This window comes from Pseudomonas sp. Irchel s3a10 (assembly GCF_900187525.1).
Lineage (GTDB): Bacteria > Pseudomonadota > Gammaproteobacteria > Pseudomonadales > Pseudomonadaceae > Aquipseudomonas > Aquipseudomonas koreensis_G.
On the sequence record NZ_FYDR01000002.1, the window covers coordinates 732276 to 754209 of the forward strand.

General features: G+C 59.6%; 25 protein-coding genes. 20 read left to right on the forward strand and 5 right to left on the reverse strand.

The window, feature by feature from the left end; all coding sequences use genetic code 11:
• Positions 1–5: 5 nt before the first annotated feature.
• Both CKW11_RS08915 and CKW11_RS08920 read right to left on the reverse strand, forming a co-directional pair.
• Complete coding sequence (locus tag CKW11_RS08915) at positions 6–350, reverse strand: hypothetical protein (RefSeq protein WP_095137224.1); 345 nt, start codon at positions 348–350, stop codon at positions 6–8.
• 94 nt (positions 351–444) lie between these two features.
• Positions 445–1101: an HD domain-containing protein gene (locus tag CKW11_RS08920; RefSeq protein ID WP_095137225.1), complete on the reverse strand. Its 657-nt coding sequence runs from the start codon at positions 1099–1101 to the stop codon at positions 445–447.
• Positions 1102–1316: 215 nt separating this feature from the next.
• Between CKW11_RS08920 and CKW11_RS08925 the strand changes: the two genes are divergently transcribed.
• The 5 genes from CKW11_RS08925 to CKW11_RS08945 all read left to right on the forward strand — a co-directional run bounded on the left by CKW11_RS08925 (position 1317) and on the right by CKW11_RS08945 (position 4341).
• Complete coding sequence (locus CKW11_RS08925; protein ID WP_007961964.1) at positions 1317–1796, forward strand: GNAT family N-acetyltransferase; 480 nt, start codon at positions 1317–1319, stop codon at positions 1794–1796.
• 158 nt (positions 1797–1954) lie between these two features.
• Positions 1955–2617: a hypothetical protein gene (locus tag CKW11_RS08930; protein ID WP_095137226.1), complete on the forward strand. Its 663-nt coding sequence runs from the start codon at positions 1955–1957 to the stop codon at positions 2615–2617.
• Complete coding sequence (locus CKW11_RS08935; protein ID WP_095137227.1) at positions 2614–3108, forward strand: PAAR domain-containing protein; 495 nt, start codon at positions 2614–2616, stop codon at positions 3106–3108. The genes CKW11_RS08930 and CKW11_RS08935 overlap by 4 nt, the downstream gene beginning before the upstream one ends.
• A gap of 5 nt (positions 3109–3113) precedes the next feature.
• Positions 3114–3854: an alpha/beta hydrolase gene (locus tag CKW11_RS08940; protein ID WP_095137228.1), complete on the forward strand. Its 741-nt coding sequence runs from the start codon at positions 3114–3116 to the stop codon at positions 3852–3854.
• The gene (locus CKW11_RS08945; RefSeq protein ID WP_095137229.1) at positions 3847–4341 is read left to right on the forward strand and encodes a hypothetical protein; all 495 of its coding nucleotides are present in this window, start codon (positions 3847–3849) and stop codon (positions 4339–4341) included. Before CKW11_RS08940 ends, CKW11_RS08945 begins: the two co-directional genes overlap by 8 nt.
• Positions 4342–4384: 43 nt before the next feature.
• On the opposite strand, the gene CKW11_RS08950 is transcribed toward CKW11_RS08945, so the two are convergent.
• The gene (locus CKW11_RS08950) at positions 4385–4831 is read right to left on the reverse strand and encodes a hypothetical protein (protein ID WP_095137230.1); all 447 of its coding nucleotides are present in this window, start codon (positions 4829–4831) and stop codon (positions 4385–4387) included.
• Positions 4832–5021: 190 nt separating this feature from the next.
• Here CKW11_RS08950 and CKW11_RS08955 point away from each other — a divergent pair, with 190 nt between their 5' ends.
• The 5 genes from CKW11_RS08955 to CKW11_RS08975 all read left to right on the forward strand — a co-directional run bounded on the left by CKW11_RS08955 (position 5022) and on the right by CKW11_RS08975 (position 10195).
• Positions 5022–6011, forward strand: a complete 990-nt coding sequence (locus CKW11_RS08955) for a 2-dehydro-3-deoxygalactonokinase (RefSeq protein ID WP_095137231.1) — start codon at positions 5022–5024, stop codon at positions 6009–6011.
• Between the two features lie 19 nt (positions 6012–6030).
• Positions 6031–6651, forward strand: a complete 621-nt coding sequence (locus CKW11_RS08960) for a 2-dehydro-3-deoxy-6-phosphogalactonate aldolase (protein ID WP_095137232.1) — start codon at positions 6031–6033, stop codon at positions 6649–6651.
• Between the two features lie 48 nt (positions 6652–6699).
• Positions 6700–7848, forward strand: coding sequence for a galactonate dehydratase (dgoD, locus tag CKW11_RS08965; RefSeq protein ID WP_095137233.1), 1149 nt, complete (start codon positions 6700–6702; stop codon positions 7846–7848).
• A gap of 178 nt (positions 7849–8026) precedes the next feature.
• Positions 8027–9331 carry an MFS transporter gene (locus CKW11_RS08970; RefSeq protein ID WP_095137234.1) on the forward strand — a complete coding sequence of 435 codons (1305 nt, stop codon included), beginning with the start codon at positions 8027–8029 and terminating at the stop codon, positions 9329–9331.
• Positions 9332–9391: 60 nt separating this feature from the next.
• Entirely contained in the window at positions 9392–10195 is an 804-nt protein-coding gene (locus tag CKW11_RS08975) for an IclR family transcriptional regulator (protein WP_095137235.1), read from the forward strand.
• A gap of 4 nt (positions 10196–10199) precedes the next feature.
• Here the strand turns inward: CKW11_RS08975 and CKW11_RS08980 are convergent, their stop codons facing one another.
• Positions 10200–11252 (reverse strand): NAD(P)-dependent alcohol dehydrogenase, encoded by a 1053-nt coding sequence (locus tag CKW11_RS08980; RefSeq protein WP_095137236.1) that lies wholly within the window; start codon positions 11250–11252, stop codon positions 10200–10202.
• A 190-nt stretch (positions 11253–11442) separates the two neighbouring features.
• Here CKW11_RS08980 and CKW11_RS08985 point away from each other — a divergent pair, with 190 nt between their 5' ends.
• Positions 11443–12333 (forward strand): AraC family transcriptional regulator, encoded by an 891-nt coding sequence (locus CKW11_RS08985; RefSeq protein ID WP_007961974.1) that lies wholly within the window; start codon positions 11443–11445, stop codon positions 12331–12333.
• 185 nt (positions 12334–12518) lie between these two features.
• Here CKW11_RS08985 and CKW11_RS08990 read toward each other — a convergent pair whose 3' ends face one another.
• The gene (locus CKW11_RS08990) at positions 12519–14183 is read right to left on the reverse strand and encodes an electron transfer flavoprotein-ubiquinone oxidoreductase (RefSeq protein ID WP_027612388.1); all 1665 of its coding nucleotides are present in this window, start codon (positions 14181–14183) and stop codon (positions 12519–12521) included.
• Positions 14184–14708: 525 nt separating this feature from the next.
• On the opposite strand from CKW11_RS08990, the gene CKW11_RS08995 reads away from it, so the two are divergent.
• From CKW11_RS08995 to CKW11_RS09035, 9 genes are all read left to right on the forward strand, one after another.
• Positions 14709–15458 carry an electron transfer flavoprotein subunit beta/FixA family protein gene (locus CKW11_RS08995; RefSeq protein ID WP_003226982.1) on the forward strand — a complete coding sequence of 250 codons (750 nt, stop codon included), beginning with the start codon at positions 14709–14711 and terminating at the stop codon, positions 15456–15458.
• Positions 15459–15460: 2 nt separating this feature from the next.
• Complete coding sequence (locus CKW11_RS09000) at positions 15461–16390, forward strand: electron transfer flavoprotein subunit alpha/FixB family protein (protein ID WP_041069267.1); 930 nt, start codon at positions 15461–15463, stop codon at positions 16388–16390.
• A gap of 80 nt (positions 16391–16470) precedes the next feature.
• Positions 16471–17292 (forward strand): ABC transporter substrate-binding protein, encoded by an 822-nt coding sequence (locus tag CKW11_RS09005; protein WP_095137237.1) that lies wholly within the window; start codon positions 16471–16473, stop codon positions 17290–17292.
• Between the two features lie 9 nt (positions 17293–17301).
• Positions 17302–17658 carry a DUF4398 domain-containing protein gene (locus CKW11_RS09010; RefSeq protein ID WP_177439987.1) on the forward strand — a complete coding sequence of 119 codons (357 nt, stop codon included), beginning with the start codon at positions 17302–17304 and terminating at the stop codon, positions 17656–17658.
• Positions 17655–18467, forward strand: a complete 813-nt coding sequence (locus CKW11_RS09015; protein ID WP_095137239.1) for an OmpA family protein — start codon at positions 17655–17657, stop codon at positions 18465–18467. Before CKW11_RS09010 ends, CKW11_RS09015 begins: the two co-directional genes overlap by 4 nt.
• Before the next feature lie 201 nt (positions 18468–18668).
• The gene (locus tag CKW11_RS09020; RefSeq protein WP_064588649.1) at positions 18669–20108 is read left to right on the forward strand and encodes a PLP-dependent aminotransferase family protein; all 1440 of its coding nucleotides are present in this window, start codon (positions 18669–18671) and stop codon (positions 20106–20108) included.
• Between the two features lie 78 nt (positions 20109–20186).
• Positions 20187–20678 (forward strand): translation initiation factor 2, encoded by a 492-nt coding sequence (locus tag CKW11_RS09025; RefSeq protein WP_095137240.1) that lies wholly within the window; start codon positions 20187–20189, stop codon positions 20676–20678.
• A 165-nt stretch (positions 20679–20843) separates the two neighbouring features.
• A complete protein-coding gene (locus CKW11_RS09030) occupies positions 20844–21098 on the forward strand; it encodes a YkgJ family cysteine cluster protein (RefSeq protein ID WP_095137241.1) in 255 nt (84 codons plus the stop codon).
• Between the two features lie 41 nt (positions 21099–21139).
• Positions 21140–21745 carry an START domain-containing protein gene (locus CKW11_RS09035; protein ID WP_095137242.1) on the forward strand — a complete coding sequence of 202 codons (606 nt, stop codon included), beginning with the start codon at positions 21140–21142 and terminating at the stop codon, positions 21743–21745.
• The last annotated feature ends 189 nt before the right edge of the window (positions 21746–21934 follow it).

The following is a 21934-nucleotide window of genomic DNA, read 5'->3' on the forward strand; positions in this document are numbered from 1 at the left end:
GCGAACTACTGGCCGCCGCCCTCGGAGCCCGAGCCACCGGTGGTGGTTTTCGAGCCGATGCCGGGGCCGGCGTTATCGGGTGTAGCGGGGGAGTCAGGGGTGTTCATGCCACCCTGGCGGCCCGGGTCACTGCCTTGAGTGCGCGGGTCGGTGCCAGTGGCGGGTGGCTGGTTGATCAACGGAACCCCGGAGCCATCGGTGTTCATGCCGGGGGCACTGTTAATGGCAGGGGCGCGCGGTGATGGAACCGGATCGGTGGGGCCTGTGCCCGCTGCAGTGGTAGAAGCGGCGAAAACCGCAGGGCTCAGCAGGGCGGCGAAAACGAGGGCAGTCAACCTTGACGGGATCATAGGGCTTCTCCAGTGATTGGAATCCTTACCTGTCTTTGGTCTGCCCTTGAATCGGATTGGTGCCTGATGAACGACGAACGGTCGAGACACATCGCTAACAGTCGAGGCCGATTTCTTCCTTGAACTGCTCCATGAAACCCTTCAGGCGCTGATGGCGGATCTGCGCCAGACGCTGACCGGCGCCAGTCTGGAAACCATCGGCGAGGTGCAGCAGCTTGGTCTGGAAGTGGTCGAGGCAGAAGCGTGTGTCGTCGTAGTCGCGCTCCTTGGCTTCAGGGTCCAGCGGGTCATACAACGCACTGCCCATGCGCCCGGCGACGTAGAAGGTGCGGGCAACGCCGAGCATGCCCAGCGAGTCGAGCCGGTCGGCGTCCTGGACCAGTTTCGCTTCGAGGGTCAGCGGGGTGATGTTGGCGGAAAAACTGTGGGATTCGATGGCGTGGGTGACGACGCTGATTTTGCTTTCGGGCCAATCCAGATCGGCCAGCACGTTGGCGGCTTTTTCTGCGGCGAGACGCGAAGCTTGCGAGCGCAGCGGCGAGTTCTTCTCGACGGATACGCAATCGTGCAGCAGCACGGCGGCGAGCAACACTTCCAGGTCGCCACCTTCCTCGGCCTGCAAGGTGCGCACGTTGTGCCAGACCCGCTGCAGGTGGGCGAGGTCATGAGCACCGTCGTCGCCGGGCTCGAGGGCGTGGGGCAGCAGTGCTGCTGCGAGCGCCTCCACGGGCATAAAAATCTCAGTGTTCATGAGCATCCTTTCAGACTGTCGAAGTTCCTGTGGGAGCGGGCTTGCTCGCGAAGGCATCAATCCAGTCGCCATCATTGTCGTCTGTCAGAGCGCTTTCGCGAGCAAGCCCGCTCCCACATTGCAATATCGGAGCAGGATATTCTCTGTGTTGCCATGTGACGAGCGCCGCATCCGGCCTTAGTATGGCGCTTTCCATTTTCCGACAAGGCCCGTCCATGACGATCGAAATCCGCCCGGCGACCCCCAGCGATGCACCGCAAATCCTCGCCTTCATCACCGAACTGGCAGATTTCGAAAAGGCCCGTCACGAAGTCATTGCCAGCGTCACCGACATCGAGCGCAGCCTGTTCAGCGAAGGCGCTACCGCCCACGGCCTGATCTGCCTGCGTGACGGCGTGCCGATCGGTTTTGCAGTGTTCTTCTTCAGCTATTCGACGTGGCTCGGCAGCAACTGCCTGTACCTCGAAGACCTCTACATCACTCCCGAACAACGCGGCGGCGGTGCCGGCAAAACCCTGTTGCGGCATCTGGCGAAAATCGCCTGCGACAACGACTGCGGACGCTTCGAATGGAGCGTGCTGGACTGGAACACTCCAGCCATCGAATTCTACAAATCCCTCGGCGCGCAACCGCAGGAAGAGTGGGTGCGCTATCGCATGGATGGCAAGGTGTTGCGCGAATTTGCCGAAGGCTGAGGAGATGATGGCAATCCGATGTTGTAGTGATTGCCGCCACCGCTCTAGTCCGGCATTCTACGCGCCATTTTTGCGCGCTCACGGACGACACCTGCAATGCTTCTGGCAAAATTTCTCCACGCCCGTGGAGCCTTCGCTGCGTCACTGAGTGACCGGCGATGAGCGGACTGCGGGCGTCAATGCGTCTGTATGGCTTGGTGAAAAACTCAGGCTGCTCTGACAACCCTCAGCGTCAACCGGTAGACATCCTGTGCATCGTCAATCGCACGGGCGGCAAAGCCATTCGTGCGTTTGTGTCGCGGCTCGACGCTGAACTCATGACACGCAGCGCCGGCCTGGGTGACTACCGTGTGATCGCGTTACGCCACTTCGAGCCGAATGCGTTTATCGACGCGCATCAGGGCTGGCTGACGCTGCACATCTGTTGCGGTTTCGTCGCCCCCGCCAGCCATTCGTTGCTCAAGGACGGCGCGTTGATGCCGATGGGCTGGTACGTCTATTCCGAGATCGGCCAGTGGACTGCCGAACATCATCTGGACCTCGGTGTGCAAATGGCCGATCTGCTGCAAACGGCTTACGAGCGTAATCACCTGCGCAATTACAACGCCTGGCTCAACGAGCTCGACGACGCCGCGCCGGCCGAACTGATCTGGCAAACCGACCAGGCCTGGCGGCATCTGCAAACTGCCACATCCCCCGACAGCCGTGAGCACTGCCACGCACTGTTCGACCCTGTCGACAACCGCTGGCGCTTCGCCGCGACCGACATCGACATCCATCAGCCGCACCCGGAACCTCTGAAGCAAGGAGCTTTGAATTGAGTGGTAAACCCGCCGCCCGCATCACCGACCCGACCGCCTGCCCATTGCCAGGCCATGGCACCAACCCGATCGTTTCCGGCTCGCCCGACGTCTTCTTCGACGGCCTCGCCGCCGCGCGCATGACCGACAAATCAGCCTGTGGCAGCCCGATCACCGGCGCTGTTTCCGGCACCGTATTCATCAACGGCCTGAACGCCGCGACCCTCGACAGCACCGGTGGCCACGGCAATGTCGTGGTCGGTGGTTCGGGCACGGTGATTATTGGACAAAGTGGCGGAGGGGCAGCGTTCAGTGGGTTGTTGCCGATGCCGGTGCATTTCAATGATCGGATGCAAGTGATTAACGAGATAACGGGGGAGCCTATGGCTAATCATCCTTACGCGATTCAACGCGGCGATGGGCGTGTAGAGCATGGCATTACCAATGACGCGGGATTCACTCATACGGTGAGCTCGCACATTCCCGAATCCATCAAGTTGTTCGTGGAGTAGTTTGGATGACTGCTGAAAATCCTGATTTGAAGGGATGTCAAAGGCTAGTAGTAACGCACGATTTGACCTGTAAAACCGATGGTACTGTTAAGCAGGCTACAGTTGCTCCGAAGAAGATCGTCCTGTTTTTTGTGGGTGGGGCGGGGGATAAAGAAAGTTATTACGGAACCGGACCTAATAATAACGTTGCGGAGGCCCTCAAGATTTTTGTGAAGAATATGGATGCAGAGGGGCTTTGCGCGGATACGTACGACGCACACCATATTGGCTACAACTCTTTCGTCAGTGAGGAAGGGCTAAAGGCAAACGTACTGGATAAAATTTCAGACCTTACGACACCGGTCTACATTATCGGACACAGCCTGGGAGGGTGGAACGGAGCTCACTTATCAAAAGTCCTCGCCGACAAGGGGTATCGAATTCCGGTACTGGTTACTCTTGATCCGGTCGGGGAAGGGCAGATCGTATGGGGTATTTCCAATATCTATCAGAAAGAGCCCGCGCCTAAGGCTGAATATTGGGTGAATGTGAGAGCCGATGCCAAGGACTGGAATTTTTCCGACCTGGTGGCTGATTTCGGAGAACAGTGGGATATGAAGCACGGTCCGAACATGAATGGCAGGGTTGACGTGAACCACGCTGATGCATGGGCCATTTATATTGCCGATCTTGGCGCCGGGATGTCAGCCAGAGATGTTCTGATGGAATCGGTGGTGTTGCATTTTAAAGGAAGGAAATGTGCGTAAGTTAATTCTGATTTTGATGTTTTCGATGTGTGCTTCATGTGCGATCAGCCACGGAAAACCTACTGCCAAAATCGAGTATTTGGGGGTGGAGCGCTACTTGGATCGAAACATTTACCAAGTCAGTTTCTCGTCCGACGTCGATGTCGACAAACTCTTCAAGTCCAAGATAAGTCAGTCGCTGCTTTGTGCTTTGGGGGAGAGTAGAGATTTTTCGCAGTCGCGCAATCTGAATGAATATGGTGAAGGATGGATTGAGCCTCTGAAGCCTGCAGACGGATCCACTTTCAAAGCGGATCTCATGTTTTATCGTGTGAAAGACTCAACGAGTGAAACGCTGATGAGCAGCAAGGACTTAAGCACTGTATTAGCGGGGCGAAAAACAATCGCATGCAAAGTCAGAATCAACTCCTACTCCTACAAAATCTACTATTCAGAAGTGATGAATATTCCTGTTGCTGAGCTGCTAAAGGAAATTGACAAGTATTGAGATCGGGCTTCTTGCCTGATCACAGGAAGCCTTGTTCTGATGCTCACTTCTCTGCGGATTCCCAATGACCGCTGAGCAATCCATCAAGTGTCTTTCGCACGGAAATCTTGAAAGCCCCGGCCTTCTCTTCATCGAAGGCCGCTTTCCAGTAGGTGTAGCCCTCACTGAAATCCGGAATCTGCGCCGTTTCTCCCACGCGGTGAGTCAGACTGCGCTGCAAAGCCTCGCTTTGAAAAGGCAGGTGGGGCATTGCGGTGAACTCGCCTCCGGTGACCGGATTGGTCATCCGAATGCCATCAACGCGGATATGCACGACGGTGCCGTAGTGCGGATAGCTTTCGATTTTGAGGATGGTCAAGGTCGAGGCTTCTTCACCCGGCCGGGTGTTGTAGGCCCAGATGTCGCCCTCCTTGATAGCGGGCAAGGCGCTGGCAATCGCCGCGAAGCAGAGTGGGCTGCAGAGCAATAACGCCTTTAAAGCGGTTTTCATTTTTTCTTCCTTGAACCTGTCGAGAGCGGTCGTCGCGTGAATGGGATCGGCATTTTAAAGATTTGGCAGAGAAACGGCTGTTACACTTGTAAATCCCATAATATGGGAATGATATTTATATATTGAGATTTTCCTGCGCCAAGGTTTATAGTCCGTAGCACTCACTGCCAAAAACAAAACAGGTGAAGCGATGCAGGCGCAATTGATCGCGCTCGACTGGGGGACGACCTCATTACGTGCTTACAAACTCGCGGCGGGCGGGGTGGTGCTGGAGCAGCGTGTGCTGTCGTCCGGGATCATGCAGTTACCGAAGACGCCGCGAGTCATCCACGGTGGTGAATGCGCCGACGGCTTTGAACTGGCCTTCGAAGAGGCGTGCGGCGACTGGCTCGATGCGCAGCCGGATCTGCCAGTGATCGCCTGCGGTATGGTCGGCAGCGCCCAGGGCTGGCGCGAAGCGGCCTACTGCGAGACGCCGGCGAACGTCGCCAATCTCGGAAACTCCCTACAAACACTGGTCAGTCTGCGCGGCACGCGGGTGCACATCGTGCCGGGTGTGATTCAACGCTCACGCCTGCCCAACGTGATGCGCGGTGAAGAAACCCAGGTCCTCGGCGTGCTGCAGAACTTGTCGGCCGAGGCGGGCGGCGATCTGTTGATCGGTCTGCCGGGCAGCCATTCCAAGTGGGTCGAAGTGGTCGAGGGCTGCATCACGCATTTCGATACTTTCATGACCGGCGAAGTGTTCGCCGTGCTCAGTGAACACAGCATTCTCGGGCGTACCCAGCAACAGGGTGCGGCGTTCGACGGGCTGGCGTTCGACCGTGGCGTGCAAGTGGCGCTGTCGGCGGACGGCGAACTGGGCGTTCTCTCCACATTATTCAGTGCCCGCACTCTGGGCCTGACCGGCGAACTGGCGCCGACGGCGCAAGCGGATTACCTGTCCGGGCTGATGATCGGCCATGAGCTGGCGGCACTCGCCACCGTTCAGCGCCGCCGCCGCAACAGCGTGCATCTGCCCGCGATCATCCTCATCGGCAACGCGCAACTCTGCGCCCGTTACGGCCGTGCCCTCGATGCCTGCGGTTTCGCTCGCATCACGCTGGCCGAGCAGGCCACCGAGCGGGGCCTGTGGCAACTGGCGCTGGCCGCCGGGCTGCTCGATTCCTCATCACGTTAACCCTGACTGGAGGCCTGACATGCTCAAGCAAGCATTGGCACAAAACGGTCTGATCGCAATCCTGCGTGGCCTGCATCCGCAGGAAGCCGCTGCTGTCGGAGAAGTCCTGTATGCCGCCGGATTTCGCGTCATCGAAGTACCGCTCAATTCTCCGTCGCCGTACGACAGTATCCGCATCCTGCGTCAGACCTTGCCTGCCGATTGCCTGATCGGTGCCGGCACGGTGTTGACCCCGGAGCAGGTCGAGCGGGTGAAAGAGGCGGGTGGCCAAGTGATTGTCATGCCGCACAGCGACGCCAAAGTGCTGCGCGCAGCGAAAGCGGCGGAGTTGTTCCTGTCGCCGGGTGTCGCCACGCCGACCGAAGCGTTCGCGGCGCTGGAGGAGGGCGCGGACATTCTCAAGCTGTTCCCGGCCGAGCAGATGGGTCCGGCGGTGGTCAAGGCGTGGCTCGCGGTGTTGCCCTCCGGGACGGTGCTGGCGCCAGTCGGCGGGATCACCCCGGACAACATGCAAACGTTCATCGACGCTGGCGTGAAAGGTTTCGGCCTCGGTTCCGGCCTGTTCAAACCGGGCATGACGACTGAGCAAGTGGCGGCCAATGCCAAGGCCTACGTGGCTGCCTGGAAAGCCCTTCGCTGAGATTTATCCGGCGCTGCGTGCGCTGCATCTAACAAGAGAGACAAGCAGATGAAAATCACCAAACTCACCACCTTCATCGTCCCGCCGCGCTGGTGCTTCCTCAAGGTCGAAACCGATGAGGGCGTGACCGGTTGGGGCGAGCCTGTGGTCGAAGGCCGCGCGCACACCGTTGCTGCTGCCGTTGAGGAATTGTCCGACTACTTGATCGGCAAAGACCCACGCAACATCGAGGACATCTGGACGGTGTTGTATCGCGGCGGCTTCTACCGTGGTGGCGCCATCCACATGAGCGCGCTGGCCGGTATCGATCAGGCGCTGTGGGACATCAAGGGCAAAGCTCTCGGTGTGTCGGTCAACGATCTGCTTGGCGGTCAGGTGCGCGACAAGATTCGCGTGTATTCGTGGATCGGCGGCGACCGTCCGGCCGACACCGCGCGTGCCGCGAAAGAGGCGGTAAGCCGTGGTTTTACCGCGGTGAAAATGAACGGCACCGAAGAGCTGCAGTTCCTCGACTCCTTCGAGAAAGTCGATCTGGCCCTGGCTAACGTGGCAGCAGTGCGTGACGCGGTCGGGCCGAACGTCGGTATCGGCGTGGACTTCCATGGCCGGGTGCACAAACCCATGGCCAAGGTGCTGATGAAAGAACTCGACCCGTACAAACTGATGTTCATCGAAGAACCGGTGCTCAGCGAAAACTATGAAGCGCTGAAAGAGCTGGCGCCATTGACCAGTACACCGATTGCCCTCGGTGAGCGGCTGTTCTCGCGCTGGGATTTCAAGCGGGTGTTGAGCGAAGGCTACGTCGACATCATCCAGCCGGATGCCTCGCATGCCGGCGGTATCACCGAAACCCGCAAGATCGCCAACATGGCCGAAGCCTACGACGTGGCGCTGGCGCTGCATTGTCCGCTGGGGCCGATTGCGCTGGCGGCGTGTCTGCAACTGGATGCGGCTTGCTACAACGCGTTCATTCAGGAGCAGAGCCTGGGTATTCATTACAACGAAAGCAACGATCTGCTCGACTACGTGAAGGATCCGCGGGTATTCGACTACGACCAAGGCTTCGTGAAGATACCGAACGGGCCGGGGTTGGGCATCGAGATCAACGAGGAATACGTGATCGAACGCGCGGCGGTCGGCCACCGCTGGCGCAATCCGATCTGGCGTCATGCCGATGGCAGTTTTGCCGAGTGGTGAGTCTCTTCTGACCCACCACAAATCCTTGTGTGAGGGGGCTTGCTCCCGAATGCGGCATGTCAGCTAAAGAGATGTCGACTGACACTCCGCATTCGGGAGCAAGCCCCCCTCCCACAATTGATCTCCATGGATGGGAGATGGCGTCAATGAGCTCAAATAATCATAAGAAGAGGCCCCCATGCCAACGCAAACCCTCACCGGGCAGGCGTCTTTAGTCACGCCCAGCCGCAAGCGTTTTTTCATCATGGTGCTGCTGTTCATCACCGTGGTCATCAACTACCTCGACCGCAGCAACCTGTCGATTGCCGCGCCCGCGCTGACCAGCGAGCTGGGCATCGACCCGGTTCACGTCGGGCTGATTTTCTCCGCATTCGGCTGGACCTACGCCGCGATGCAGATCCCCGGCGGCTGGCTGGTGGATCGGGTGCCGCCGCGCATCCTCTATAGCGTCGCGCTGCTGCTGTGGTCGCTGGCCACGGTGCTGCTTGGCTTCGCCGCGAGTTTCATTGCGCTGTTCGTGCTGCGCATGGCGGTCGGCGCGCTGGAAGCACCGGCCTATCCGATCAACAGCCGCGTGGTCACCACCTGGTTTCCCGAGCGCGAGCGGGCCACGGCGATTGGTTTCTACACCTCCGGGCAGTTTGTCGGCCTGGCCTTTCTGACCCCGGTGCTGGCCTGGCTGCAACATGAATTCGGCTGGCACATGGTGTTTGTCGCGACCGGTGCGGCGGGCATCATCTGGGCGGCAATCTGGTACGCGGTGTATCGCGAACCGCGGGATTTCAAGGGCGCCAACGACGCGGAGATCGACCTGATCCGCGAGGGGGGCGGACTGGTGGATATTCAAGCGCAAACGGCCAAAGCCTCGTTCAGTTGGACCGACCTCGGCATCGTCCTGAGCAAACGCAAATTGTGGGGCATCTACCTCGGCCAGTTCTGCCTGAACTCGACGCTGTGGTTCTTCCTGACGTGGTTCCCGACCTACCTGGTGAAATATCGCGGCATGGACTTCATCAAGTCCGGCCTGTTGGCGTCGCTGCCGTTTCTCGCGGCGTTTGTCGGCGTGCTGTGCTCGGGATTCTTTTCTGACTTGCTGATCCGCCGTGGCTGCAGCGTGGGCTTCGCGCGCAAGTTGCCGATCATTGGCGGGCTGCTGATTTCCACCTCGATCATCGGCGCCAATTTCGTTGAATCGACACCGCTGGTGATTGCCTTCCTGGCGTTGGCGTTTTTCGGCAACGGGCTGGCCTCGATCACCTGGTCGCTGGTCTCGACCCTCGCTCCGGCGCGGTTGCTGGGGCTGACCGGCGGGGTGTTCAACTTCATCGGCAACCTGTCGGCGATTGCCACGCCGATTGTCATCGGTTTCCTCGCCAGTGGTGATTCGTTCGCCTCGGCGATCACCTACATCGCGGTGCTGGCGCTGATCGGTGCATTGTCCTACGTGCTGCTGGTGGGCAAGGTCGAACGTATCGAGTTGTAGTGGTCTGCGTCGGGCGACCATAATGCCGCCCGTTCCCTCGCTCAACGGTAAAGGCTGGATATGCAGGAAGACGCCCCGGAAAAAACCAAGGACGCCGCACCCACCGGCACCCAGACGCTGCTTCGCGGCCTGGGTGTGGTGCAGGCGGTGGCCAGTGGCGCCCGCGATCTGAAAGAGATCGCCCGCCTGATCGGCACCACGCGCAGCACCACCCATCGTCTGGCCAGTTGCCTGGTGGACGAGCGCTACCTGCGCGTGGTGCCACAAATCGGCTATCTGCTGGGGCCGAAGTTGATCGAACTGGGGTTTCAGGCGCGCGAAGAGTTGCCGCTGGTGAGTCTGGCCGGGCCGTATCTGGACGAGTTGTCGGCGCTGACCGGCGACACCGTGCACCTGGGCATTCGTGAAGGCGACGAGGTCTTGTATCTGCTGAAGAATCCGGGGCGCAACGGCCCGGAAATGCGTTCGCGGGTCGGCCACCGGATGCCTTTGGCACGCACCGGGATCGGCAAGGCGTTGATGCTCGATGATTCACCGCAGGATTGGCAGCGCCTGTACGACATCAGCCTGCCGGCGGGTGGGAAAAGTCAGTTCTGGCCGCAGCATCCGCAGCAGTCGTGGGAACAGCTCGAACAGCGCATGGCCGAGTACGTGGCCGGTGGCTACGCCTTCGATCTGGAAGACAACGAACCGTCGATCCGCTGCGTGGCGGCGCCGATTCGTGATGCGAGCAAGCGCATTGTGGCGGCGATCAGTATCGCCAGCACCGTGCCGTACATGCCGCTGGAAAAAATGGCCGAGCTGATCCCCCTGATCAAAGGGGTCACAGCCCGGCTGTCGGCGGAGCTTGGCTTGAAGGTCTGAGGCCTTAAACCTTGAGCGTCGCCATGTCGATCACGAAGCGATACTTCACGTCACCGGCAATCATCCGCGCGTAAGCCTCGTTGATCTGGCGGATGTCGAGCATTTCGATGTCGCAGGTGATGTTGTGCTCGGCGCAGAAATCCAGCACTTCCTGGGTTTCGGCGATGCCGCCGATCAACGAGCCGGCCAGTACGCGGCGGCTCATCACCAGTTTGCCGGCGTGTACCGGCGGATCAACCGGTTCGATCAGACCGACGATGATGTGCACGCCGTCGAAGCGCAGGGTGTCGAGGTACGGGTTGAGATCATGCTGCACCGGAATGGTGTCGAGCAGGAAATCGAAACGACCTGCGGCGGCGGCCATCTGCTCGGCATCGGTGGAGACGATCACATGATCGGCGCCCTGACGACGACCTTCTTCGGCCTTGCTCGCCGAGCGGGTGAACAGCGTGACTTCCGCGCCCATCGCCTTGGCGAACTTGATGCCCATGTGGCCGAGGCCGCCCATGCCGAGAATCCCGACCTTGTCGCCGGCCTTGACCCCATAGTGCTTAAGCGGCGAATAGGTGGTGATGCCGGCACAGAGGATCGGCGCGGCGCTGGCCAGGTCGAGTTTCTCCGGGATGCGCACCACGAAGTGTTCGCTGACCACGATGCTGTCCGAATAGCCGCCCATGGTGTTGCTGCCATCGACCCGGTCCGGGGTGGCGTAGGTCATGGTCGGGCCTTCGAGGCAGTATTGCTCGAGGTTCTGCTGGCAGGCAGCGCAGGTGCGGCAGGAGTCGACCATGCAGCCGACACCGACCAGATCGCCGACTTTGTGTTGAGTGACGTTCGCACCGACGGCGGTGACTTTGCCGACGATCTCGTGGCCGGGCATCAACGGATAAACCGCGATGCCCCATTCGTTGCGTGCCTGGTGGATGTCGGAGTGGCAAACGCCGCAATACAGGATCTCGATCGCCACGTCGTCAGCGCGTGGACTGCGGCGTTCGAATTTCATCGGGGCGAGGGGAGTGGTGGCCGATTGAGCGGCATAACCGATAGCGGTGTACATAAGAAACCTCGCAGAAGCAGTGACAGGTGAGGTGGCGCATTTTGGGCGCCGTCTGCCGCTGCGGCCATGACGATTCCTCCGGGTCTCATGCCTAATCCTCCGGCATGCAGGTCTGGGCAAGCGCATTGGCAAAAGGATCTGCGATGATGCTTGCATGCCTTTTTCCGTGACTTTTTTGAAGACCCCTCCGATGCAGTTGACCCGTCACCTTGATGCCAATGCCACGCTGGTTTCGCTGATCGAGCCGCTGGCGCTCTGCGATGGTTACAGCCAGACCGGGTTGCCCGGCGTGCAGGTCTTGCGCGCCAGTTGCGACGTGGCGCGTGGCCCGCACATTTATGAGCCGAGCCTGATGATTATCGCCCAGGGCAGCAAACTGGCGTTCCTCGGCCCGCGCACCATGGAGTACGGCGCCGGGCACTACCTGATTCAGGCGCTGCCGGTGCCGTTCGAGTGCGAAACCTTTGCCTTGCCGGATGCGCCGTTGCTGGGGGTGTCGGTGGCCATCGACCGGGTGCTGCTCGGCGAGCTGGTACTGGCCATGGGACTGGCGCCTGGGCGGCATATTCCGGCGCAAACGCCGGAGTCGATGACCTCGGTGGTGCTCGACGATGACATGCGTGGCTGCGTCGAACGCTTGCTGCGTTGTCTGCACGATCCGCTGGAGCGGCAGATTCTCGGGCCTGCGCGGGTGCGTGAATTGTTGTTCACTGCGTTGCGCGGGCCGCAGGCCGATGTGTTGCGCGCGCTGGTCGAGCAGCAGGGACAGTTCGCCCGGGTCGCGGCGTCGATCAGTCATCTGCATGCGCACTATACCGAGCCGCTGAACGTCGAGACTTTGGCCAGTTGCGCGAACATGAGCGTGTCGTCCTTTCACGAACACTTCAAGCGCAGCACGCTGTTGTCGCCGGTGCAGTATCTGAAGCGCTTGCGCCTGCTCAAGGCGCAGACCTTGCTGGTCGCCGAAGGGCTGGGCGTGGCGCAGGTGGCGCATCGGGTGGGGTATCAGAGTACGTCGCAGTTCAGTCGCGAGTACAAGCGCTACTTCGAGCGCAGTCCTGGCGACGAACGCGTTGCCTGAGTCTGCGCAAATCCCTTGTAGGAGTGAGCCTGCTCGCGATAGCGGTGAGTCAGTCAACGATGATGCTGACTGATACACCGCTATCGCGAGCAGGCTCACTCCTACAGTGATTTTGTGGTGCAACAAGGAATGGTGGGCAACAAAAAGGCCCCCATTTCGGGAGCCTCGTTGTTCAGCGATACGGCTTACATGTTCGGGTAAGTCGGGCCGCCAGCGCCTTCCGGCGTGACCCAGGTGATGTTCTGCGAAGGGTCCTTGATGTCACAGGTCTTGCAGTGCACGCAGTTCTGGGCGTTGATCTGGAAGCGTTTTTCGCCGTCTTCCTTGGTGATCACTTCATACACGCCGGCCGGGCAGTAGCGCTGCGCCGGTTCGTCGTACAGCGGCAGGTTCTTGCTGATCGGGATGCTCGGGTCGGTCAGCTTCAAGTGGCACGGCTGTTCTTCTTCGTGGTTGGTACCGGAGATGAACACCGAGCTCAGTTTGTCGAAGCTGAGTTTGCCGTCCGGCTTCGGATAGTCGATCTTCTTGCAGTCGGCCGCGAGCTTGAGGCAAGCGTAATCCGGCTTGGTGTCGTGCAGGGTAAACGGCAGTTTGCCGCCGAAGATGTTCTGGTCCAGCCAGTTGAAACCACCACCGACGATCGCGCCGAACTTGTGGATCGCCGGGCCGAAGTTACGGCTGGCGAACAGTTCGTCGTAGAGCCAGCTCTTCTTGAACGCGTCGACGTAAGTGGTTAGCTCTTCGGTGCCATCCTTCTCGGCGAACAGTGCGTCGGCCACCGATTCAGCGGCGAGCATGCCGGACTTCATCGCGGTGTGGCTGCCCTTGATCTTGGCGAAGTTCAGGGTGCCGAGGTCGCAACCGATCAGCGCGCCGCCCTTGAAGACCATTTTCGGCAGCGAGTTCAGGCCACCTTTGCAAATCGCGCGGGCGCCGTAGCTGACACGCTTGCCGCCTTCGAGGTACTGAGCCAGCACCGGGTGGTGCTTGAGGCGCTGGAACTCGTCGAACGGCGACAGGTAAGTGTTGCTGTAGGACAGGTCAACGATCAGACCGACCACTACCTGGTTGTTTTCCAGGTGATAGAGGAACGAGCCACCGGTATTTTCGGTGCCCATGATGTCCAGCGGCCAACCGGCGGTGTGCACCACCAGGCCTGGCTGGTGTTTGGCCGGGTCGATTTCCCAGATTTCCTTCAGGCCGATGCCGTAGTGCTGGGCGTCGGCATCGCTGTCGAGGTTGTAACGCTTGATCAACTGCTTGCCGATGTGACCACGGCAGCCCTCGGCGAACAGCGTGTACTTGCCACGCAGTTCCATGCCCGGGGTGTACAGGCCTTCTTTCGGGTTGCCTTCGCGGTCGACGCCCAGATCACCGGTGATGATCCCGCGCACGATGCCGTTTTCGTCGATCAGCGCTTCCTGAGCGGCGAAGCCCGGGTAGATTTCCACGCCGAGGTTCTCGGCCTGCTGCGCAAGCCAGCGGCACAGGTTGCCGAGGGAAATGATGTAGTTGCCTTCGTTGTGCATGGTCTTGGGCACAAAGAAGTCAGGAATTTTCTGCGCACTGTCGGCGTTTTTCAGCACGAAAATGTCATCGCGGGTGACCGGGGTGTTCAGCGGGGCGCCGAGTTCTTTCCAGTCCGGGAACAGTTCGTTCAGAGCGCGTGGTTCGAACACGGCACCGGAAAGGATGTGCGCGCCGACTTCGGAGCCTTTTTCGACCACGCAGACGCTGATTTCCTTACCGGCTTCGGCGGCCTTCTGCTTCAGACGGCAGGCGGCGGACAGGCCAGCGGGGCCGGCACCGACGATGACCACGTCGAATTCCATGTATTCGCGTTCCACAGGCTATCTCCTACTCAAGGCTCAACAGTTTTTTTTCTAATTTGGAGGTTCGGTGTCGTATCCGTTATTGCCTTTACGTTAACGTCAAGGGTAATAATGGGCAAACCACCTTTCTCTCTAGGCGGCGCATTATATCTACACCACTCCGAGCGTCCAATACAAACGTTTGTTTGAATCGGCTCCAGCCCAGAGAAATCAAAGAAGCGCGGCTTATGAACGGCCATTTTGCCGTATTGACCGGAATAGGCGTTCCGGTCAAGATACGGGCGGTTTTGCGCTCGCCGTAGGCAGACTGGCGGTTTCAAGAGCACCTCTAAAGACAGGGCACAGGCAGTACAGGGTGATGCGCAGCGCAAGTCCGGCGCGCAGTTTACACACCGTGCGATTCAATGACTTGTTGGTCACCACTGACGAACGGTCATCGCCCCCAGCCGGCGTTTTTAGAGGTGCCCTTGTGCCCGATGAGCATCAACCGCCAGGTTCGCCTAGGCGACTTTCTTTTCACCGGAGAGTAACGAGGAATCCATGAAGGTTCTTGTAGCTGTCAAACGCGTTGTGGATTACAACGTCAAGGTCCGCGTCAAGGCGGACAATTCCGGCGTAGACCTCGCCAACGTCAAGATGTCGATGAACCCGTTCTGCGAAATCGCAGTGGAAGAAGCCGTACGCCTGAAAGAGAAAGGTGTTGCGACTGAAATCGTCGTCGTCTCCATCGGCCCGTCCACCGCTCAGGAACAGCTGCGTACCGCACTGGCTCTGGGTGCCGACCGCGCCATCCTCGTCGAATCCGCTGAAGACCTGACTTCGCTGGCCGTGGCCAAGCTGCTCAAGGCTGTGGTCGACAAGGAACAGCCTCAGTTGGTGATCCTGGGCAAACAGGCCATCGACAGCGACAACAACCAGACCGGCCAGATGCTCGCTGCACTGAGCGGCTACGGTCAGGGCACTTTCGCCTCGAAAGTCGAAGTTTCCGGCGACAGCGTTGCCGTGACTCGCGAAATCGACGGCGGCGCGCAGACCGTTTCCCTGAAACTGCCGGCCATCGTCACCACCGACTTGCGTTTGAACGAGCCGCGCTACGCGTCCCTGCCAAACATCATGAAAGCCAAGAAGAAGCCTCTCGAAGTGCTGACTCCGGACGCTTTGGGCGTTTCCACCGCCTCCACCAACAAGACCCTGAAAGTCGAAGCGCCGGCTGCACGCAGCGCAGGCATCAAGGTCAAGTCGGTGGCTGAACTGGTCGAGAAACTGAAAAACGAAGCGAAGGTAATCTAATCATGACTATCTTGGTAATCGCCGAACACGACAACAAGGTGCTGGCCCCGGCCACACTGAACACCGTGGCTGCTGCTGCCAAAATCGGTGGCGACATTCACGTGCTGGTTGCAGGTCAGGGCGCTGGCGCCGTGGCCGAAGCCGCTGCGAAAATCGCTGGCGTGAGCAAAGTCCTCAACGCTGACAACGCCGCTTACGCGCATCAGTTGCCGGAAAACGTTGCGCCGCTGGTTGCAGAGCTGGGCGCCGGCTACAGCCACATCCTGGCTGCCGCCACATCCAACGGCAAAAACATCCTGCCGCGCGTTGCTGCTGCGCTGGACGTTGACCAGATCTCCGAGATCATCTCGGTCGAAAGCGCCGACACCTTCAAGCGTCCGATCTACGCCGGTAACGCCATCGCTACCGTGCAATCGACCGCCGCGATCAAAGTGATCACCGTGCGTGCCACCGGTTTCGACCCGGTTGCCGCTGAAGGTGGTTCGGCAGCTGTTGAAGCCGTAGCGGCTGCGCACGACGCCGGCACTTCCAGCTTCGTCAGCGAAGAACTGGCCAAGTCCGATCGTCCGGAACTGACCGCTGCCAAGATCGTCGTTTCCGGCGGCCGCGGCATGCAGAACGGTGACAACTTCAAACACCTGTACGCCCTGGCCGACAAGCTGGGCGCCGCCGTCGGTGCTTCGCGCGCCGCGGTCGACGCAGGTTTCGTACCGAACGACATGCAGGTCGGTCAGACCGGCAAGATCGTTGCGCCACAGCTGTACATCGCCGTCGGTATCTCCGGCGCGATCCAGCACCTGGCCGGCATGAAAGACTCCAAAGTGATCGTTGCGATCAACAAGGATGAAGAAGCGCCGATCTTCCAGGTGGCCGATTACGGCCTGGTGGCGGATCTGTTCGAAGCGGTACCTGAGCTGGAGAAGCTGGTCTAATCCGGCGGCTTCACTTATAAAGAGCCCGGCCTTCTGGTCGGGCTTTTTTTTGTCTCGAATTTGAGTGGGAGTGTTTTGCCATGGAGCTGCGCCGCGGGTTGTTACTGGGATTGATCCTGTTGCCGGGGATGGCTGCGGCCGCCGGCAAATGCGAGCGTCTCGTCGTCACCGGCAGCCCGGATGCGCCGCCGTACCTGTGGCAGGATCCACAGAATCCCAAGCACTTGATCGGCGCCAGTGCCGACCTGTTGCAGCAAGTGGCCAAGGATCTGGGGATCAAGGTCGAGCTGCTTTACGCCGGCAAACGCGCGCAGGCCCTCGATGAAGTGCGCAGTGGACGCATGGACATGCTGGCCGACACGCCGCTGATGTTCAACGAGCTGGAAAACCTCGACTACATCTATCCGCCGTTGCTGGAAAACGACTATCTGGTGTGGACGCGCAAAGGCTCGACGCTGGCCTACAGCGAAGCCAAAGACCTGCACGGGCACACCGGCGGGCTGTCGGAAAAGTCTCGAATGACCCAGGCATTCGGCACTTTCGCCGAGCAGAATCTGACCCTGACGCGGACGGCAAACCTCACTCAGGCCTTTCAGAAACTTCTGCTGGGCGAAGTCGAATATGTACTCGCCGGGCGCTACTCGGGCATGGCCGCCGCGCAGGCGTTGGGCATGGCCAATGATCTGCTGGCGTTCGAGCAACCGATCGACCGACCGGGACTGTTCCTCGCGGTTTCGCACAACTCGGCCTGCAACGATCCGTGGTTGCGCGGACAGCTCGCTAAAAAGATGACAGAATTGCCCGCGTCCGGACTGACCGAAGCCGCGCTGCAAAGCAACATCGAGCGCTGGAAGGCGCAGCAGCAACAGCCGCAGCCACCTGTCAGTGCCCCAAAACAGTAGGGATTCTTAGTGAGTATTCGACCTCTTTTCGCGGCCATGGCCGTTCTGGCCCTGGCCGGCTGCGCCAACGACCCGGCACCCAATGAGCAAATGCGTCTGACCGAGCAGGCCATCACCCAGGCCAGGGCTGTCGGTGCGACCGCCGATGAAGTGCCGGAAATGAAACTGGCCGAAGACAAGTTCAACCGAGCCAAAGGCAACATGAACGACGAGTCTTTCAAGAACGCCCGCATGCGCGCCGAACAGGCTGAGCTGGATGCTCGTCTGGCCGAAGCCAGGGTGCTGACGCAAAAGAGCGAAGAGCAACTCAACGTGCTCAACACCCGCATCATCCGACTGCGCAAGCAACTGGGAGATGCCCAATGAGCCTCAAGTCCAAAGCCCTCGGCGGGTTGATTCTGGCCGGTTGCGCGAGCCTCTATGGTTGCGCCGGTCAACACGGTGAGGCCGCATTGCAACAGGCCGGCAGTGATTTCCAGAAGGTCAAGGAAGATTCCAACGTGCTGCGTATCGCGCCGAAGGATGTGATCCGCGCCGGTGAGTCGCTGGCCCGTGCCGATCGCCTGTCCACCTATTGGGGCAGTGGCTCGGACGTGGTGCATTACGCCTACCTGAGTCAGCGCTACAGCGAAATCGCCCGCGAACACACCAATCTGGTGCTCAACGAAGAGCGCGCGGCGAAGCTTGAGCTGGAGCGTCAACGCCTGCAACTGGCCCTGCGCGAGTCCAAACTGCTGAGTGTGCAGCAGCAGGGCAAGTGGCTTGAGGAGCAGATCGTTGCGCTGGCCACCACGCAAACCGATCGCGGTCTGGTCATGACCTTGGGCGACGTGCTGTTCGACACCGGCGAAGCGGAGCTGAAAAACTCGGCCAACCGCGTGGTGCTGAAGATCGTGCAGTTCCTGCAGCTCAACCCGAAACGCGTGGTGCGCATCGAGGGCTACACTGACAGCACCGGCGGCAAACAGGAAAACCTCAAGCTGTCGCGTGATCGCGCGCAGGCGGTGGCCGATGTGCTGATGGACCTGGGGATCGAGGACAAGCGCATTCAGGTCGAAGGTTACGGCGACGAATACCCGGTGGACGTCAACGCTTCCGAGCGCGGGCGGGCACAGAACCGTCGGGTGGAAATTGTGTTCTCCGACGAAAAAGGCCAGCTCGGCGCCGCCCGCTGAGGGCTGCGTCTCTGGAAAGCCCGGCCTGTCATGCAGCGCCGGGCTTTTTTACGTCTGTCGAATAGCGCGCAAATCCGTACAGTTGTAGCTGACACTGCACTGTACGGTCGACTATGGTGGCAACTGTCCCAGTACACTTCTAAACTGTTCCGGTATTGTTTCACACAAGAATAAAATGCCCGTGAAATCGAGTGCTGCGTCATGACCAACCTCTTGCTCTACCAACGTATTGCTCAACAACTGGCGGAAGACATCCGGCGCGGTGTCTATCAGCCCGGAGAACGCGTGCCGTCGGTGCGCAAGATGAGTTCGCAGCTCAATGTCAGCCATGCAACGGTGTTGCAGGCTTACGCCAATCTCGAAGATCAGGGCCTGATCCGCGCACGGCCGCAGTCCGGTTACTACGTGCACCAGACCCCGGCACTGACAGCGCCGACCCCGGACATCGCCCGGGTCGAACGGCCAGGGCTGGTCACCCGCGCCAGCATCATTCAGCAAGTGCTGGTCGAATCCCGTCGCGAAGGGGTGTTCCCGTTGGGCGCTGCGGTGCCGAGTGTCGAATACCTCCCGGTGCGTGCGCTGCATCAGCAACTGGCCAAGGTCACCCGATTCCATAGCCCGCGCGCGTTCAGTTACATGTTCAGCCCCGGTTTCGAACCGCTGCGTCGGCAAGTGGCGATCCGCATGCGCGACGCGGGTGTGGTGGTCGATCCGTCGGAAGTGGTGATCACCCACGGGTGTGTCGATGCGTTGCAGATGTCGCTGCGGGTGCTGACCCGTCCGGGCGACCTGATCGCCGCCGAATCGCCAACCTATTACGGTCTGCTGCAACTGGCCGACCTTCTGGGCCTGAAAGTGATTGAGATCCCCAGCGATCCGGCCACCGGCATGAGCCTCGAAGCCCTGCAACTGGCGGCGAACCAATGGTCGATCAAAGCCCTGGTTCTGACCACTCGCCTGAGCAATCCACTGGGCGGCACCATGCCGGAAGAGCGGCAGAAACAATTGCTGCGCCTGGCTTCTGACTTCGATATCCAGATCGTCGAAGACGACATCTATGGCGAGTTGATGTTCGAACAGGGCCGCACCAAAGCCCTCAAGGCCTACGATCGGCTGGATCGGGTGATCTACTGCTCGAGTTTCTCCAAGACGTTGTCGCCGGGTGTGCGTGTCGGCTGGATGATCGCCGGCAAGTATCAGCAGGAAATCCAGCGTCTGCAGACCTTCACCACGCATTCGGCGTGCAGCGTGACGCAAATGGCGATTGCCGCTTATCTGGAAAATGGCGGTTATGACCGGCATTTACGGTACATCCGCCAGGAATACCGAAAAAACCTCAGCGCGTTCCAGCTGGCGGTGCAGCAGTACTTCCCTGAAGGCACGCAAATGACCCGGCCCACGGGCGGTTTCATCCTCTGGGTGAGTCTGCCTGGCAGGGTCAATACCCAGGAATTGCATGTCCGCGCATTGCAGCAGGGGATCAGCATTGCACCGGGGCTGATCTTCAGTAATACCGAGCAGTTCAACCACTGTATCCGCCTGAACTGCGGCACGCCGTGGAATCGCGAGGCGGAAAGGGCGCTGATGACCCTCGGTTTGCTGGCGACGCAGTTGTGTCAGGAAACCGCAGGCGGTTTCTGAACGAGTGGCGCACCGTGCTTGTCTTGTGACGCTCAACAGGCGAGCATATGGCCCTCTGCCGTTAGTGTTGTAGGGCTCATGAAAGCGATTTTGCCTACTGCCTGGATTTTGTTTGGTGTATTGACGATGGGCCTTGCGCCCGGTGTCATGGCAGCCGCCGTTCAGGAAAAGCCTGCGGCGTCAGCTCCGGCGAGCAAAACGGCCAGCAACAAAGCCGCTGCGGATAAAAAAGCTCAGACTAAAAAAGCACCGCAGAAGAAGGCCGCCCCGTTGAAGAAACGCCCCCCGGTCGCGTCCAAGTCGAAATCGGCCAGTGAGGTGGCGAAAACCCGACTGCCGCCGGCCAAGCTCGATCTGAGTCTGCCCAAGGACATGGTTCAGCAACTCAAACCTGCCGGCACCGTGCCGATGCCGAAAAACGACGCGATCCTGCCGCAGATGTTTGGCGAGAAGAACAGCGGCTTCCAGCTCAACGGCCGCCTGCTCAGCAACGAAATGCAGTTGCAGCTGCGCAACGAAGAGCGCCGCGATGTCGAAGGCGCCGCGCTGGATTTCGAATTCAAACAGTAAATTCAATCGACCCGTGACCCGCAGACCAGACGCTTTGTCGCAGACTGGTCAGTCACATTCAGTTATCGCTAAAAACCCCGGTTCAGGGAATTTGAAACAACCGTTTTAGCGGTTACTCTGTCCGTGTCTCTTTAACACATTGCCCGTCGCGAGGACTTGCTCGTCATGAAATGCCGTGAAGGCTGTGGCGCATGCTGCATTGCCCCGTCCATCAGCTCTGCCATTCCGGGCATGCCCAACGGCAAACCTGCCGGCGAACGTTGCGTGCAACTCTCGGTCGAAAACCTGTGCAGCATTTTCGGCCAGCAGGAGCGTCCGGCGGTCTGTTCAGGATTCGCCGCCGATGTCGAAGTCTGCGGCAGCAGCTCGGAAGAAGCGATCAGGTTGATCGGCTGGTGGGAGCAGATGACGGCGGCGTGATGTGTCAAACGAACGGAACTTCAACAATAAGGAATAAGACTATGGGTTCGCTGCATCGTATCGCTGTGTTGTGTGGTTTGACCGCTGTGCTGGCCACTTCGGTTGCTCAGGCTGAGGACTGGAAGGTCGCCAAGAACGAAGACGGAATCAAGGTCTCGCTGGCTGAAGTGCCGGGTTCTGATTACAAGTCCTATCAGGGTGTTGCCCTGATGAAGACCACCATTGCCAAACTGCGTGCCTTGCAGGAAGACGTGGCCGGAGCCTGCGCCTGGATTCACGAATGCAAAACCCAGAAGCTGCTCAAGCACGAGGGCGATCAGAGCTGGACCTACACCCAGTTCAATACGCCGTGGCCAGTGACCCCACGTGATTCGGTGTTGCATATCACCACGGTGGAGGGCGCCGATGGCAGCCTGACCCGCAACCTCGAAGGCGTACCGAAGTACATTCCCGAAGAGAAGGGCTTTGTCCGTGTCGCCCAGGTCAAGGGTTTCTGGAAGTTCGTACCCAAAGGTGATCAGGTCGAAGTGATCTACCAGGTGCACACCGAGCCCGGCGGCAGCGTGCCGAGCATGATCGCCAACAAGTTCGTGGTCGATGCGCCATTCAATACGCTTAAAGCCTTGAAGGAACGCGCCGAGAAGTAATTTTCGCGCTCACAGCAAAACGCCCCGACCGAATCGGGGCGTTTTGTTTTGTCGTTATATTGTGTTTCCAGATATGCGTTGGACGAAATTTTCACAACGTGTTCCCGACAATTCGCCCGCGTAATTCAGTTTGTCCCCCGCCCGAATGCTTGTATGAAAGAGTCGGGCAATGGGGCAGTAATCAATGGC

Coding starts and splice junctions, on each gene's coding strand:
- CKW11_RS08915 (WP_095137224.1), bottom strand. CDS start 350: ATGATCCCGTCAAGGTTGACTGCCCTCGTTTTCGCCGCCCTGCTGAGC.
- CKW11_RS08920 (WP_095137225.1), bottom strand. CDS start 1,101: ATGAACACTGAGATTTTTATGCCCGTGGAGGCGCTCGCAGCAGCACTG.
- CKW11_RS08925 (WP_007961964.1), top strand. CDS start 1,317: ATGACGATCGAAATCCGCCCGGCGACCCCCAGCGATGCACCGCAAATC.
- CKW11_RS08930 (WP_095137226.1), top strand. CDS start 1,955: ATGAGCGGACTGCGGGCGTCAATGCGTCTGTATGGCTTGGTGAAAAAC.
- CKW11_RS08940 (WP_095137228.1), top strand. CDS start 3,114: ATGACTGCTGAAAATCCTGATTTGAAGGGATGTCAAAGGCTAGTAGTA.
- CKW11_RS08950 (WP_095137230.1), bottom strand. CDS start 4,831: ATGAAAACCGCTTTAAAGGCGTTATTGCTCTGCAGCCCACTCTGCTTC.
- CKW11_RS08955 (WP_095137231.1), top strand. CDS start 5,022: ATGCAGGCGCAATTGATCGCGCTCGACTGGGGGACGACCTCATTACGT.
- CKW11_RS08960 (WP_095137232.1), top strand. CDS start 6,031: ATGCTCAAGCAAGCATTGGCACAAAACGGTCTGATCGCAATCCTGCGT.
- dgoD (WP_095137233.1), top strand. CDS start 6,700: ATGAAAATCACCAAACTCACCACCTTCATCGTCCCGCCGCGCTGGTGC.
- CKW11_RS08970 (WP_095137234.1), top strand. CDS start 8,027: ATGCCAACGCAAACCCTCACCGGGCAGGCGTCTTTAGTCACGCCCAGC.
- CKW11_RS08975 (WP_095137235.1), top strand. CDS start 9,392: ATGCAGGAAGACGCCCCGGAAAAAACCAAGGACGCCGCACCCACCGGC.
- CKW11_RS08980 (WP_095137236.1), bottom strand. CDS start 11,252: ATGTACACCGCTATCGGTTATGCCGCTCAATCGGCCACCACTCCCCTC.
- CKW11_RS08985 (WP_007961974.1), top strand. CDS start 11,443: ATGCAGTTGACCCGTCACCTTGATGCCAATGCCACGCTGGTTTCGCTG.
- CKW11_RS08995 (WP_003226982.1), top strand. CDS start 14,709: ATGAAGGTTCTTGTAGCTGTCAAACGCGTTGTGGATTACAACGTCAAG.
- CKW11_RS09000 (WP_041069267.1), top strand. CDS start 15,461: ATGACTATCTTGGTAATCGCCGAACACGACAACAAGGTGCTGGCCCCG.
- CKW11_RS09005 (WP_095137237.1), top strand. CDS start 16,471: ATGGAGCTGCGCCGCGGGTTGTTACTGGGATTGATCCTGTTGCCGGGG.
- CKW11_RS09015 (WP_095137239.1), top strand. CDS start 17,655: ATGAGCCTCAAGTCCAAAGCCCTCGGCGGGTTGATTCTGGCCGGTTGC.
- CKW11_RS09020 (WP_064588649.1), top strand. CDS start 18,669: ATGACCAACCTCTTGCTCTACCAACGTATTGCTCAACAACTGGCGGAA.
- CKW11_RS09025 (WP_095137240.1), top strand. CDS start 20,187: ATGAAAGCGATTTTGCCTACTGCCTGGATTTTGTTTGGTGTATTGACG.
- CKW11_RS09030 (WP_095137241.1), top strand. CDS start 20,844: ATGAAATGCCGTGAAGGCTGTGGCGCATGCTGCATTGCCCCGTCCATC.
- CKW11_RS09035 (WP_095137242.1), top strand. CDS start 21,140: ATGGGTTCGCTGCATCGTATCGCTGTGTTGTGTGGTTTGACCGCTGTG.